Genomic DNA, 13500 nt, shown 5'->3' with positions numbered 1-13500 from the left:
TTGGACTGGGGGCTACAGCTTGATCAGCAGCGGGCCGTGGAAGGCCTGCATGATCAGCTCGGCGGGCTGGCCATGGGCGATGAGCTTGGCCATGGCGTTGAGGTAGGGGGTGAGGTGGCGGAAGTAGCGCTGGTAGCCGGCGCACAGGTAGTTGAGCCCGGGCTTGCCGTCCGGAGTTTCGATGAAGCGGTTCTTTGGGCACTCGCCGTGGCAGGCGAACAGGTAGTCGCATCTGCGGCAGTAGTCCGGCAGCGCCTCCTCCTTGGCCGCGCCGAAGGCCTGCTGGGCGGGCGAGGCGAGCAGCTCGGCCGGGTCTTGCTCGCGGATGTTGCCGAGACGGTATTCGGGATACATGTAGTGGTCGCAGGAGTACAGGCTGCCGTCGTGCTCGACTATCGCCGCCTTGCCGCAGCGCGGGGCGAACAGGCAGACGCTGGGCGGCAGCTGGCACCAGGCGGCCAGCGCCCACTCGAAGTTCATCACGTGGACGCTGCCGACATCCTGGCGCACCCATTCGTCGAAGATGGCCACGAGGAATTCGCCATAGGCCTCGGCCTCGACGCTCTGCGCCGTCACCGCCGTGTTGGTTGCCTGCACGTCGCGCAGGCGCAGCTCGGGCGGGGTGGCGAACTGTTGACCGCGTGCAGCGTCGGGCTGGGTCGGTGCGCGCTCGACCACCGGGTTGAACTGGATATAGCGCACGCCGGCGTCCCTGAGGAAGCGGTACAGTGCCAGCGGCTGCGCGGTGGCCTCGCGGGTCACGGTCACCAGGACGTTGTAGGCCACCTGGTGCTGCTGCAGCAGGCGCAGGCCGCGCATCACCTGGTCGAAACTGGAACGTCCACGCTTGTCCGGACGGTGCAGGTCGTGCAGCGGCTGCGGGCCGTCGAGGCTGATGCCGACGGTGAAGCCCTCGCGGGCGAGGAAGACACACCAATCTTCGTCGAGCAGGGTGCCGTTGGTCTGCAGGGTGTTGCGAATGTGCTTGCCGCCGGCGAACTCGCGCTGGTAGTCCATGGCGCGCTGGAAGAACTCCAGACCGAGTAGGGTGGGTTCGCCGCCCTGCCAGGTGAACTCCACTTCCGGATTGCGCTGCGCCGCGATATAGCGCTGTACGTAGGCGCGCAGTACCTCGTCGGACATGCGGAAGCGGTTGCCGGCAGGGTGCAACCGCTCCTTCTCCAGGTAGAAGCAGTAGTCGCAATCGAGGTTGCAGATCGGCCCGACGGGCTTGGCCATCAGGTGCAGGCCTTGCGGTTGGCGGTCGCTCATGGTGCAGGCTCAGAGATAGCCGATCTTGCGCGCGTCCCTGAGCATGAGGCTGCGCAGCAGACCCAGCGACAGGCGCTTGAGCTGAAAGATCAGGCGGGCGAAGGGACCGACCAAAATCAGATCGCGACCTTCCTTCACCGCGCGCACCATGCTCTCGGCCACCAGATCCGGGCTGCAGCCCTTGCGCAGGTAGTAGTTCTGCAGACGGCCGAGCTGCTCGTCGCTTACCGAGGCGGCAATATTATTGCGGTTGGCCACGATCGGCGTGTTGATCACGCCCGGGCAGAGGGTGGTGACTTGTACCTCGGTATCGCTCAGCTCCATCTTCAGCACCTCGCCGAGGCCATAGACCGCATGCTTGGACGCCGCATAAGCGGCCATGCTGGGGGAGGGGAAGAGAGCGGCGGCCGAGGCCACATTGATCACCTGGCGCGGCCCGCCGGCCTCGATCATGTGTGGGATAAAGCAGTAGCAGCCATGCACGACGCCCATCAGGTTGATATCCAGCACCCGCTGCCAGTGTTTCAGATCGCTGTCTAGAAAGCGCCCCAGGTAGCCGACGCCAGCATTATTGACCAGTATGTCGAGCGCGCCCTGGGCCACCTGGATACGCGCCGCCAACTCCGACATGGCGGTGGCGTCGCTGACATCCACGGTATAGGCAAAACAATCGCTGCCGGTATCCTCGATCTGCCGGCGCAGCGACTCCAGGGCGGCCGTATCGATATCGCACAGCAGCAGGGTGGCGCCTTGGCGAGCGAAGGCCAGCGCGGCGGCGCGGCCGATGCCGGAGGCGGCGCCGGTGATCAGGACTTTCTTGTGCTTCAGGTCGGCGATGGCCATCTGTGCTCCTCGGGGCCACGCCAAGCGTGGCCCCTGCAGTTGGGTCAGGGGGTGTAGCGGACGAGCAGGTCCCGCACCTTGCCCTCGAAGGCGAAGGGCGCGCGCTCGAAGTAGTCCAGGGCCACCGGCGAGCCGAGGTCCTGGGCGACGTCAAAGGTCTCGCTGGCGGTGAAGGTCAGCGGCGGGGCGAAGGGCGTAACCCCGCTGGCTACTTCCTCGCCATCGACCAGCAGGCTCAGTTGCACCGGCGCGCCCGGTTTGGCGGCGGTCGTCTGGGTGCGCACCTCGATGGTCGCGCTGCCGGCGCCCAGCGGCCGCTCGGCGCGCAGCTTGATGCGCGCCACGGCCATTGCGTTGTACTCGTAGACCACGTGTCCCTGGTCGAGATAGAGGGTCACGCCGCCACTGATGCCGCCCAGTGCGTAGATCACCCCGCTGGCCTTTTCCGGTAGCTCGACCTGGGCGCGCACCAGGCTGCCACGGCTGCGCAGATTGGGCGCGGCGAACTCCGGCAGGCGCTTGGTGCGCGCGTCGAAGCGCCATTCCTGGCGACCGTCGCCGGCCAGCACCGTCGGGTCGAGGAAGGGATACAGCCCCGCGCCTATGGGGTAGACGTGGTTGGCCTTGGCCTGCGCGTCGAATTCGGCCTGCAACTCGGCGAGCTTCTCGGGGTATTTGTCCGCCAGGTCGGTGGCCTGCGAATAATCGCTGCGCAGGTCGTACAACGCCCAGCGGTCGTTCTGCGGCTGCCAGCCCATGAACTGGGCGAAACCCTGCACCCAGGGCTTGCGCGGGCCGAACACCGAGGCCATCCAGCCGTCCTTGTAGAGGCCGCGGCTGCCGAGTACCTCGAAGTACTGCGGAGGCTTGCGCGACTCGGCATGCGCCTCGGCGAAGCTGTATCGCATGCTCACGCCGTCCAACGGATCCTGGGCGACGCCGTTGACCGACAGCGGTGGCGCTATGTCGAGGAGGTCGTAGACGGTCGGGGCGATGTCGTTGACGTGGTGGAACTGGCTACGGACCCGCTTGTCCGCCGCGATGCCGTTGGGCCAGGACACCGCCAGCGGCGTGCGCGTGCCGCCGAAGTAGCCGGCCACCAGCTTGGTGCCGGGGAAGGGACCGGAGCCGGCCCAGGCCCAGGTGGCGTTGTACATGCTTTCCAACTTGGCGCCGCCCAGCGCCGGCAGGCCGCCGTACATGCTGTCGAGCACCTGCACTTGCTGTTCCTTGGGGAAGGGGATGCCGTTCTGCGCCAGCAGCTCGCTAATGCTGCCCTCCATGCCCTCGGCAGAGGCGCCGTTGTCGCCGAACACGTAGAAGATCAGGGTATTGTCGCGTTCGCCCTGGCGTTCCAGCTCGTCGAGAATCTTGCCGGCCTGGGTGTCGGCATGCTCCATGAAGCCGGCATACACCTCCATCAGGCGGGCCTGGTAGCGCTGCTGCTCGGCGCTGAGACTGTCCCAGGCCGGCAGCTCGGCCGGACGCGGGGTCAGCTGGGCGTTCTGCGGAATGAAGCCGAGATCCTTCTGGCGGGCGAAGGTCTCTTCGCGGTAGCGATCCCAGCCGCTGTCGAATTTGCCCTTGTACTTGTCCGCCCAGCTCGCGCTGACCTGATGCGGGCCGTGCACGGCGCCCGGGGTCCAATAGAGGAAGAACGGCTTGTCCGGTGCCAGGGTCTGCTGCTCGTGCAGCCAGTTCACCGCCTGCTCGGCGAGATCCTCGCTGAGGTGGTAGCCCGGTTCGCGGGGCGGCTCGATGGGGCTGGTGTTGCGGTACAGGCGCGGCTCGTACTGGGAGGTCTCGCCAGCGAGGAAACCGTAGAAATACTCGAAGCCGTAGCCGGTGGGCCAGGTATCGAAGGGGCCGGCCGCCGTGGTGTGGTGGGTCGGGGTGTTGTGCCACTTGCCGAAGGCCGCAGTGCTGTAGCCATACTGTTTGAGCACTTCGGCCATGGTCGCCGAACTCTTGGGGATTTCCCCGGTGTAGCCGTCCCAGTCGGTGGCCAGCTCGGATATCACGCCGTTGCCCACTCGGTGATGGTTGCGCCCGGTGAGCAGCGCGGCGCGCGTCGCCGAGCTGATGGCGGTGGTGTGGAAGGCGTTGTAGCGGATGCCGCTGTCGGCGACCCGGCTGAGGGTCGGCGTATGGATGCCGCCACCGACGGTATCGGCCTGGGCGAAGCCGGCATCGTCGAGCATGATCACCAGAATGTTCGGCGCATCGGCCGGCAGGTGCGTCTGCGTCTGACGCTTCTGGTGGCGGGACTCCTGCAGGGTCGGGCCGGCATCGCTGGCGGACGGCGCCGGAGGAAAGGGCAGGCTGTCCTGCGCCGCGGCAATCGAGGTGCCGAGGAGCGTACCGACCGCCAGGGCGATCTCTCCCGCACGAGGCTTGTTGATCATCTGGGCTTCCGTCTTGTTGTTCTATGACGAGACCCGCCGGCCCGGAGCAGGCGGGTGGACAGCGCAATTAGGCCGCGAAACTGGTGATGTCCTTAGCCTCGATGCCGTTGGCTGCACAGTAGGCCAGATAACGCTCGACACCTGACCTCCAGTTCTCGATGGCGCAGAGGGTGTCGTTCTCGTCGAAGTACAACAGGTCGCCTTGGGTGATGTTCAGGGTGATGATCTCGTCGCCATACTCGGTCAGGGCGATGGGTGTGTGACTGGTGCCGGCAGTTTCGAACACCACGCCGCCTTCCTTGGAAATCCAGTCGTGTTCAATGTATTTCCAGGCACCCTTGATGGTGTAGACGATCACCGTGCCAGAGTGATGATGCTTTGGTAGCGAAGCGCCCGCCGGGACCTTGAGTAAGGTGATGGTCTCTCCGCGTACGGGATCGCACTTGATGTACTTCAGGAAAACCTCATTGCTGAATGGAGTAAAAGGAATCCAGGGCAGGTCTTCGTCGTTGATGGCGGCGGTATCGATCGATTCGTACAGCATGGAGGTTGCTCCTTGGCTCAGACACAGTGGATTTACACATCGCCGATTGTGAGTAGGAGCTCATTTCCTTCACCCCCCCTTGTTAGGGGGTGAGTGACGGGTTAGCGGAGTCTTGACATCGAGAACGGATTTTGTGCCGGCGGAAGATGGAATGGTCCTGACGGTATCGGTCAGCCGACGCCGTTGGTTTTTACGTAGCAATGCCGAGATTGAGTGATGTTTTAGCTGCCGAGAAGCAGCTCCCTCGGAGACCGACTTTTTCAACAGAATCGGCCGAAAGAGGCCGACTTATTAGATGTCACCCAGTTTGCCACCATGGCCATCCGCGTAGCTTGCATATGGCTGTTCGGGGACGGCCATGGTGGTGGCGAGTCAGTCGACCAGCGTCAGGGTGACGTCGATATTGCCGCGAGTGGCGTTGGAGTACGGGCAGACAATGTGCGCACGATCGATCAGGGTTTGCGCCTGCTCGCGGTCCAGGCCTGGCAGGCTGATGCGTAGCTCGACCTCGATACCAAAGCCGTTGGGGATCGCCCCTATCCCCACTACCCCCTCAATCGAGGCATCTGCCGGAACGGCCAGCTTGTCGCGGCCGGCGACGAATTTCATCGCGCCGAGGAAGCAGGCCGAGTAACCGGCGGCGAACAACTGCTCCGGGTTGGTGCCCTGGCCGCCGGCGCCGCCGAGTTCTTTCGAGGTGGCCAGGGCGACGTCGAGTACGCCGTCGGAGGAGATGGCACCTCACTGCTGCTCTGAATGGCATGCCTCAGTAGATGACGAAAAAGCGACGAGTTTTACGCAATTGCATCAGGCGACCTCTGCACTGAGCGGAGCGCCTGAGAATAAACCCTGGCTCGCTCTTGTGAGGTTTGCAGATGGCGTGTCACTGCTCCGGAACCGTCTCTGCCGATTTTTGATGTAGATGTGCAGCGCGCTCAAGCAGCTCTGAACGCAAGATGAGGGCGCCCCATGGGGCTTCAATGTGAATTCGTGCCTTCGATCTTATCTGGTTGATCTCCACCAGATTGATCGTTATGCCCTTGCGCAGCAGTTCGTCCAGCTCTGCTGCCGACATGGTCGGGTCAAATTGGATATACAGCCCTTGACCGGGTCTGCGCTCGACAACCAATCCCATTTCGCTCTCCTTGCTGGGTATTTGAGCCAGTAGGATAGACCACAACTTGGCCTTATGGCTGAGCCTGGAGATTTACTTCCAGTACCCTCCTGCTGCAGGAGTAGAAGGGGGGCTCGAAGTACCCCCTAAGTTGATTGCCTACTCCGCTTAGGCTCGCACCTCCGATCCCAGTTCGGTTCAGACTCTTGGGCCGACGTCAGTTGTTGAACAAGGGCAGATAGCCCAGCTCGACGAGCTTAGTGTCCAGCGTGCCGACGATGCGGGAGTGCTCTCGATTCCTTTCATCCATGACCTGGGCACAGCTCACCATCAGCGTGCCGCGCTCCGGTATGTCGATCAGCTCGTCCGCATCCGGGAAATCGCCGGGGTTCAGCAAACGTGGGCAGAAGCCGATCCAGCCGATGGTCTGCCGGCCCGGGAAAACCTGTTCGTCCAGGTAGTAACGACCTGGCGCGATCACCACCCAATCGATTTCAGGCCAGATCGATACCGCCAAATGCAGCATCGCCACCAGCACCGGCCTTGGGTTTTTCAGCGCCGAAACCAGCGCTCCGGCGTCCTCGAAATCCATGCTGGATATGGATTCCATATCATGTGCGTCGTAGCTGAAGGCCAGGCCACCTTGCAGCGGATCTTCCTGCCCGTTCCAGACCGAGAGTGAAAGCCATGTCGGAAACTCTGTGTCGAAACGCGCGGCTGCAGCTTGCGACAGGATTCGAGCCTCGCTCAACACCTCATGGCTAAGCACCTCCTGAACGGAGGCGCCCTGCAGGTACCATTTGCCAAGAAGTGGGTGCACCTCACCCAGCGCACCTAGATAGCGGCGTATGCACTCCAACTGTTCCTCATGAGGTACAGCGGCTATGGTCTGCTTGTCGAAGCGTATCTTGAACACGAAAGACCGGAAAGAATTTGCCATGCCCACTCTTCAAGCAATCAGATCGTTCTACAAGCGCTCTGGTAGGGTATTGGTGGCATCCAGATAGGGCTCACTATTGAGCAGTTTGTCGTGCCAGCCGGGTAGGTCGCCATCATCCACGTCAAGGCGCTTGAGCCACTGATCAGCTGACCAGCCTACCAACCGTAGCTCCCCGTCATGTGAGCCACCATGCAAGGAGCCTACGGTTTCGTAGCGGATGCCCTTGAGTGCACGGTTCAGCAGCACATAGGGAGCAGGTCTCGGGTCGTCAGCATCTCCGCCAAGGTAGGGGTGAGCGCCTGCTTGAATGACTACGCCGTTGCCGCACCCATAGAAAGCGAAATGACTCGACGGTAGTTGACCGCGCAGCACGTCCAGGCCGTCCACCTGATCCAAACGCACCTGGTCGAGTAAGGTCAGCCAGTTGATGCTCTTGATCTTGGCGTGCTTGAACGCCGGGCGATTAGCGAGCAGCGCTGCGGTACCTACATCCAGGCCGGGCATGCGTTGAGCCATAAAGGCTTCGGTGGGTTCGTTGTCATCGCGCCGAGTCGGTGACAGGTTGAAGGCCAGGCCGGCGTAACCCTGCTCGGGATCCAGCCGACGGGCGAAGCTCAGGAATAGCTGCTGAAAAAACAGGGGGTTCTGTTCCTGGTAAAGCAGTGGAGCCGAGAACTCCAGAACGCTTAGGCCGTCCCCCATCTTGGCTTGCCACCCACGCTTGCCGTAGATATCGAAGAGCCAAGCGCCGGCATCATGGGCGTTTTTTCCATTGGTGTAGGAGAAGCTGAGGTGATCATCCTCATCCATCTCCTGCATCATTTCCCGCAGCGGCTTTGCGTCCTTGTAGGCGATAAGCGGCTTACCCTTGGGGGGCTCTTCCCGCCACAACCAAGTCAGATGCGGTTCTGCCACCTTCTTGAACTCGTCGAAGCATTGGCAAAGCGCTTCACGTACCAAGGGCGTGTGTGCCTCTCTGAAGTAGAGCGTGCCGCGCACGCAAAGTACTGCCCCAATGTAGTCCTCTGGGCCGCCTTTCATCAGCAGGCTACCGGGCATTTCCAGTAGGTGAGGCTGCTTGGCCAGTTCCTCGGCCAGGTCGAATGGTTGTGCCATGGGTGTTCCTCGAAATCAGTAAGCAGGTGCTGGAAGCGGCGGGCGTGGCGAGCGGCCACGGGTCAGGATATACATCAGAGCGCTTGCCGCCGCAGCGGCCCAGCCCAGTTGTTCGACGGGTACCTCGGACTGCTGGTTTTCCTGGCTGCAGTCGCACTCGGTTGATTTCATTTCCACCACTTTTCGCTCATCCCCAGCGATAGCTGCGTATGCTTCAGTTTGCTCGCGATTCTTCTGATCCGGTGGGAACTTCATCTCCACCACCTGCTTGATATTGTCCTGCGTCGGCGGCTTGCTGGGATCCATGACGATCACCACGTCAGGACGGCGAATCATCCCCTTGCCCGGTTTGAAGGGCGGATGCTCCGGGTCATCATTCCAGTACTTGCTGATCCACCCCGGTATCCAGCCGTGAGCGCTGCTGCCCGTCTGGCTGTCGAGAATGGGCTGCGGTGGGTTCTTGGTCATGTCGTAGCTGACTTCGGGCCGATAAGGACTATGCCCTTGAAGCACCTCATTCAGCTCGCCGAGTCGTTGGGCAACACAGGACTGTTTGAGGTTCTTGCCATCCTGGCTGATGTTAGGCGTGCTGCTGCAGTAGCAGATAGCCGAGCACAACACCTTCTTGTCCTGCGGATCGAGCTTAGGCTCCAGCACACCTACTGGATTGACCTTGCCAGTCGGGCTCATGCCACCTTGGGAGAGGCTTGGCTGATCGCTCATTGCCCATCCCCCTGAACCAGATCGATATGCAGGGTTTCAGAGGCGTTGTGATTGACCCAGGAGGTCATGCCTTCTGCATCTGTCGTGTCGATGGCACTCCACCCGCCGCTCGACCAGACTTTCACCCTACGACCGGCAACAGGTTTGCCGGTCTCCTGGTCGATCAATTGGAAGCGTCCGGAGAAGGGGGCAGTGGAGTTGCTTAGGGCAGCAGGAGGCGTGAAGGCAGCCACGACCGAGGCATCGCCGATCAGCACAGTTGCTGAGCCCCCGACGATCACATTGCCGTGCGCGCCGACACTCCCCAGTGTGGCCGCCGGCAAGCCGTTGATGAACACGGTGGAGGCCACCGCTGAAGCGATTGGGCTTCCACAGGCAGAAACGTCAGTCTGCCTGGCTGCTGGCAGCCCGTCGAACAGGACGTTGGGCGAGCCGGCAGCGATGGGATTGGTGCCATGGCCTGGCAGCGGGCAGGCCGTAGGGTCGGTAACGCGAGCTGCTGGTTTTCCACTCATTCTGCAGATCCTTGCATGAGCGCGATGTCGCTTCGAAGAAGATGGCCAGAGGGGCGGCCGGGACCATCGAGAGGCCCGGACACGACTCGCACCAGCCAGATTTCGCACGCGACCTTAGCAGGACGGAGTTGCGCAGAATTTTGCGCGAATGGCCCCGAAGCCCCGTAAAGTGTGGGCTTGCGGCGAATGTAAGGAAATATTGCGTGCGCCAGCCGAAGGGAGCGACGGACGATCATGCTGTCGCTCCCCATGTGATCCAGCAGCGCTGGGCTGGGAAAGCTGGTCGAGACTCGAGTATCAAGAGATGGAAAGGGCGGATGTGAATCGCCAAGGCTTAAAGCGCTGCTGATGAAGGTTTGCTCTGTGGAGGTGTGGATCGTAGTGATCGGCGAGAGGTCAGCCGCGGCAAGACAATGTTGCCGCTTAGGTTGGTCGTTTCGGTGCAGCTGGCGCCGATGATTACATTGCGTTGACTTGCCCACGCCGCCCTGTGCATCGTTGGCTTGTGGGACTGGTTTGAACAAAAGCCTCCCGGTCAACTGGGATCACTCGATAGGAGCAGGGATGGGAGCTTTCACTCCGGCTGGAGAAACGCGTGTAGCTGTTCTGGTGGATTGCGACAACGTATCGCCCGAGATTCTGGAACACGCATTGCGCGTTGTGGCCCAGTTCGGACGTGTCGTCCTGAGAAGGGGGTATGGCAATCACGGCACCTTGGCGAACAAGTGGCAGGAGGCTCTGGTTCGACTGGCCTTCACGCCATGCCTGCAGTACCAGTATGCAGCCGGCAAGAATACCTCCGATATCGCCTTGGCCCTGGATGCAATGGAGGCGCTCTTCGATCACCGTGCGGATACGTTTTGCCTGGTGACCAGCGATTCTGATTTCGCCTACCTGTGCCGCAAGCTCAGGGAGCGCGGCGCAACCGTCTGCATCGTCGGTGAATCCAAGACTCCCGATGCACTGCGCAACGCCAGCGACCAGTTCTTTGAGTGGCGCCGCGAGGAGCACTTCCAGGAGCCTGTTGCGGAGCAGGCTGACAAGCCCGCAGCCAAGGCTGAATCAAGCGCCAAGCAGGAAACCGCCAAGCCTGAACCCAGCAAGCCAGTCGTTAAACGGCGGCCCCGATTCGTGGTGGATGCCGTATCTCTTCTTGCAGGCGGAACCAGTGAAGGCAAGGTCACCCTGAGCGTCCTCGGGCAGTACCTCAAGCGTACCGATCCGGCGTTCTCGCCAAACGCCTACGGCCATTCTGGTCTGCTCGACATGATCAGAACCTACGACCTGCTGCACCTGATCCAAGAGAACGGCGGACACTGGACTGTGGGGCTGGCAGCCAAGGAAGATGAACCGGCTGAACACGCTGCACACGCCTGAAAGGGCGCAGCAAAAAGGGGGCTCAGCCCCCTTGGTTCATAGCAACCCAAGCTCAGCGAAAGATACTGTGCGTTGGCCTGCCACGATGATGTGATCCAGCGAGCGGACATCGACCAGCGCCAAGGCTTCCTTCAAGCGTTGTGTTAGTACCTTGTCAGCCTGGCTTGGCTCTGGATTTCCGCTTGGATGGTTGTGCGCGAAGATCACAGCAGCTGCATTCAGGCGCAGTGCTTCCTTGACCACCTCGCGCGGGTACACAGACGCACTGTCGATGGTGCCGCGGAACATCTCGACGTACTGGATCAGGCGATGCTTGGCATCCAGAAACAACGCTGAGAAAACCTCGTGCTCAAAGCCAGCCAGCTTCGCGATCAGGTACTCCTTGACCATCTCCGAAGATGTGAAGGCTGCGCCTCGCTGAACCTTCTGATCGATCACCTTGCGAGCGGCATCCAGGATCTGCTCAGCAGTGGCAGGCAAATAACGACCTTGCTCGTCACGAATCATCAGAGAAGCGTCAAAGGCGAGAGAAAGCTGCGACATGATCATGCTCCAGTTGCTCGGGCGGAATTGCCCGGAACCGGCCCAGCGCGGCGCAGCGCAGCAGTCAGGGGGCGATAGCCGGCTCCGCCGCAAGCGCGCGAAGCGCGTGCAGCCCTTGACGGCGAGAACGCCGTGATAGGGTGAGAGGAAACAGCAAGACCGTCATTCCACCGATCTCACAGGCGCCACCAGCAAGCGGAGCGCGCAGGCTCTTTTGACCCCACAACAAGCGCCCAGAGGCGTTGTTGGCGAGTAGCAGAAATGCAGCCATGGTGTGCAGCAGTCAGTGCGAGAGGCGGGAGACAAGTTCTCGCTATGTGACCAATGACCCATCCTGCTGGGTTGGCAGATGGCCGCTATCGAAATACCCTCTGGTCGCTGGGCTAACGAAGTGCAAACAGGCAGGACGCTGACCCCATGCACTCCGTTAGCTCAGAACCTTCCTTCCTGGTCTGTTTTAACAGGCCACTTCATTGGCATTTGCCATGGCTCAGGTCAGCCCTGACACCTCGCTTCGGCGAGCGTCAGGGTCTTTCTGTGGCCGAAGTGTTCACCAGTGTTGTAGGTCTTTGCCTGCTCACCGCAGCCTTGGTGTGAGCACATGCGCTGATGGATACGACTCAGGAAACCCACCTCAAAAGCTCGCCTCTCAATAGCGCAGGGCAGCAGATCGCGCTCCGCGATCATCACTGCCCAGAGCCATCCACTGCGGGCGTTGTCGAGCCAGGTCTGGGCCAGCCTCACGCCTTGGTTGAATGCTTCCCTGCAGTCGGCTGCCCAGGTGATCTCCACGCCTGGGTGGCCATCATGAGGTGGCAGACAAGTCATGACGCCATTGCTCATCTGGCACCTCCTCGCACTTCGGAGAGGGCTCGTCGATAGAGCAAGACCATCTCATCGAGCAGATCCAGGGCTGAGTAAGCAGCGATACGCACGCGCAGATCTGCCGGCTGCAAGCCGTCAGGTTCAGCCAGTTGATCGAGCAGATTGCCGAGCATTACGCCGCGTAGTTCAGCCGCAGCTTCAGAGGGTAGGGGAGAGCGTTCGGACTCATGCAGCGGGCTTCGCTGCAGCGGAAAAGGTACGACGCAGGATTCGAACTCAGCCATGGCGCACCTCCAGATCAGAGGTGAACAGCAAGACCTGAAGCCCAAGGCGGAGCTCTTGGGTAAAAAGGGGGTAGCGCATTTTCCTTATGCTCCTCAGACGATTAAGGAGCCGCCTACCGCCGTTGCTACACGGTAATGGAGGCGGACCGTGCGGGGGTAGCAAACCGGCGTCCGAGGGAACCGGCCAGGCAAAAGCCTGCCCCACACGGCCCACCATAGAAGTTAAGCAACCAAGCACATGAATGCTGGCAGCCTAAGCTATGGCGCTACCGCGCCTCGAACGATTCAGGTTGCTACACCCGGTCGCGGGATTGACCACGACGGGCGCACTCTAGCCCGAGGGTTTCCGGATGGCAACCTACTGTGGCGTAGTCGGGTTTCTAGTTTCGTGCGGCCGCCCTATGGGTCACCTGATTGGGGTAGCTGAGGGAGTACCCCGCTTGTGGTTTTCGGCTTACGCGTCGGCCAACTCGCAGCGGAGGTCAATCAGCTATGCTGAGAGTCACTCTCAAAAGGAGCAACCTATGTCTGCTAGGGAAGAGCAGTTGACCCAACTGCTGGGCCTGATGGCCCGCAGCATGACCCACATGACCGCATCCGTTACCGCCATGGCGTTCGAGCAGCTCAGGTGCAAGGACGAAGCTTTACAAGCCTCAGCCCGGCGAATGATCGAGCGCATGCAGGCCATCAGCGAAGAGCTGGATCAGCAGTGGGAACTGATCGGCCGCATTACCGGCCAGGAGGAGCGGGAGTTTCTGGTCGAGGAGCTGGATATAGCCTCGGTGCGCGTGCATAAGGAGGCGGGCGTTTCCTTAGTCAGCAACTAGTCTGTCCCGGGCTGTGTTGGTCGCACTTCCAGAATTCCGGGAATGCCCCGGATGAACAACCTACTGAGAGATCACACTGAATCGACCCTAGTTTCGTAGACACCTTCAAGCCTCATAATGAGGCCCATCAGGAGGTGCCATGAGCAACCAGCGTTACCCCGAAGAATTCAAG

At 61.4% G+C, this 13500-nt stretch carries 14 protein-coding genes and 1 pseudogene; 2 read left to right on the top strand and 13 right to left on the bottom strand.

All coding sequences use genetic code 11. The features are described 5' to 3' along the window. Positions 1-12: 12 nt before the first annotated feature. From ACIGFL_RS07130 to ACIGFL_RS07085, 10 genes and pseudogenes are all read right to left on the bottom strand, one after another. Positions 13-1272 carry an anaerobic sulfatase maturase gene (locus ACIGFL_RS07130; RefSeq protein ID WP_397496653.1) on the bottom strand — a complete coding sequence of 420 codons (1260 nt, stop codon included), beginning with the start codon at positions 1270-1272 and terminating at the stop codon, positions 13-15. 9 nt (positions 1273-1281) lie between these two features. Beyond that, positions 1282-2115, bottom strand: coding sequence for an SDR family NAD(P)-dependent oxidoreductase (locus ACIGFL_RS07125; protein WP_397496652.1), 834 nt, complete (start codon positions 2113-2115; stop codon positions 1282-1284). A gap of 44 nt (positions 2116-2159) precedes the next feature. Continuing rightward, positions 2160-4520, bottom strand: a complete 2361-nt coding sequence (locus ACIGFL_RS07120) for an arylsulfatase (protein ID WP_397496651.1) — start codon at positions 4518-4520, stop codon at positions 2160-2162. Positions 4521-4587: 67 nt separating this feature from the next. Continuing rightward, positions 4588-5064, bottom strand: a complete 477-nt coding sequence (locus ACIGFL_RS07115; RefSeq protein WP_397496650.1) for a 2,4'-dihydroxyacetophenone dioxygenase family protein — start codon at positions 5062-5064, stop codon at positions 4588-4590. A gap of 372 nt (positions 5065-5436) precedes the next feature. Continuing rightward, positions 5437-5802, bottom strand: a pseudogene (locus tag ACIGFL_RS07110) (organic hydroperoxide resistance protein); the annotation flags it as partial. A 145-nt stretch (positions 5803-5947) separates the two neighbouring features. Continuing rightward, the gene (locus ACIGFL_RS07105; protein ID WP_397496649.1) at positions 5948-6199 is read right to left on the bottom strand and encodes a hypothetical protein; all 252 of its coding nucleotides are present in this window, start codon (positions 6197-6199) and stop codon (positions 5948-5950) included. Between the two features lie 196 nt (positions 6200-6395). After that, positions 6396-7118: an Imm52 family immunity protein gene (locus tag ACIGFL_RS07100; protein WP_397496648.1), complete on the bottom strand. Its 723-nt coding sequence runs from the start codon at positions 7116-7118 to the stop codon at positions 6396-6398. A gap of 27 nt (positions 7119-7145) precedes the next feature. Next, positions 7146-8234, bottom strand: coding sequence for a DUF3396 domain-containing protein (locus ACIGFL_RS07095; protein ID WP_397496647.1), 1089 nt, complete (start codon positions 8232-8234; stop codon positions 7146-7148). 15 nt (positions 8235-8249) lie between these two features. Further along, positions 8250-8957 carry a VRR-NUC domain-containing protein gene (locus ACIGFL_RS07090; RefSeq protein ID WP_397496646.1) on the bottom strand — a complete coding sequence of 236 codons (708 nt, stop codon included), beginning with the start codon at positions 8955-8957 and terminating at the stop codon, positions 8250-8252. Continuing rightward, positions 8954-9472 (bottom strand): PAAR domain-containing protein, encoded by a 519-nt coding sequence (locus ACIGFL_RS07085; RefSeq protein ID WP_397496645.1) that lies wholly within the window; start codon positions 9470-9472, stop codon positions 8954-8956. The genes ACIGFL_RS07090 and ACIGFL_RS07085 overlap by 4 nt, the downstream gene beginning before the upstream one ends. A gap of 564 nt (positions 9473-10036) precedes the next feature. On the opposite strand from ACIGFL_RS07085, the gene ACIGFL_RS07080 reads away from it, so the two are divergent. Next, positions 10037-10849, top strand: coding sequence for an NYN domain-containing protein (locus ACIGFL_RS07080; RefSeq protein ID WP_397496644.1), 813 nt, complete (start codon positions 10037-10039; stop codon positions 10847-10849). Between the two features lie 36 nt (positions 10850-10885). Here ACIGFL_RS07080 and radC read toward each other — a convergent pair whose 3' ends face one another. The 3 genes from radC to ACIGFL_RS07065 form a co-directional block, all read right to left on the bottom strand. Next, positions 10886-11392, bottom strand: a complete 507-nt coding sequence (gene radC / locus ACIGFL_RS07075; RefSeq protein WP_397496643.1) for a DNA repair protein RadC — start codon at positions 11390-11392, stop codon at positions 10886-10888. A gap of 495 nt (positions 11393-11887) precedes the next feature. Continuing rightward, positions 11888-12235, bottom strand: coding sequence for a LasR-specific antiactivator QslA (locus tag ACIGFL_RS07070; protein ID WP_397496641.1), 348 nt, complete (start codon positions 12233-12235; stop codon positions 11888-11890). Further along, a complete protein-coding gene (locus tag ACIGFL_RS07065) occupies positions 12232-12501 on the bottom strand; it encodes a hypothetical protein (RefSeq protein WP_397496640.1) in 270 nt (89 codons plus the stop codon). Before ACIGFL_RS07065 ends, ACIGFL_RS07070 begins: the two co-directional genes overlap by 4 nt. Before the next feature lie 545 nt (positions 12502-13046). Here ACIGFL_RS07065 and ACIGFL_RS07060 point away from each other — a divergent pair. After that, positions 13047-13328, top strand: a complete 282-nt coding sequence (locus tag ACIGFL_RS07060) for a hypothetical protein (RefSeq protein WP_397496639.1) — start codon at positions 13047-13049, stop codon at positions 13326-13328. Positions 13329-13500: the final 172 nt, after the last annotated feature.

Source organism: Pseudomonas sp. NPDC077649 (assembly GCF_044542855.1).
GTDB lineage: Bacteria > Pseudomonadota > Gammaproteobacteria > Pseudomonadales > Pseudomonadaceae > Aquipseudomonas.
Note: the sequence above shows the minus strand (reverse complement) of the source record. Positions and strands in the feature narration are given on the sequence as shown.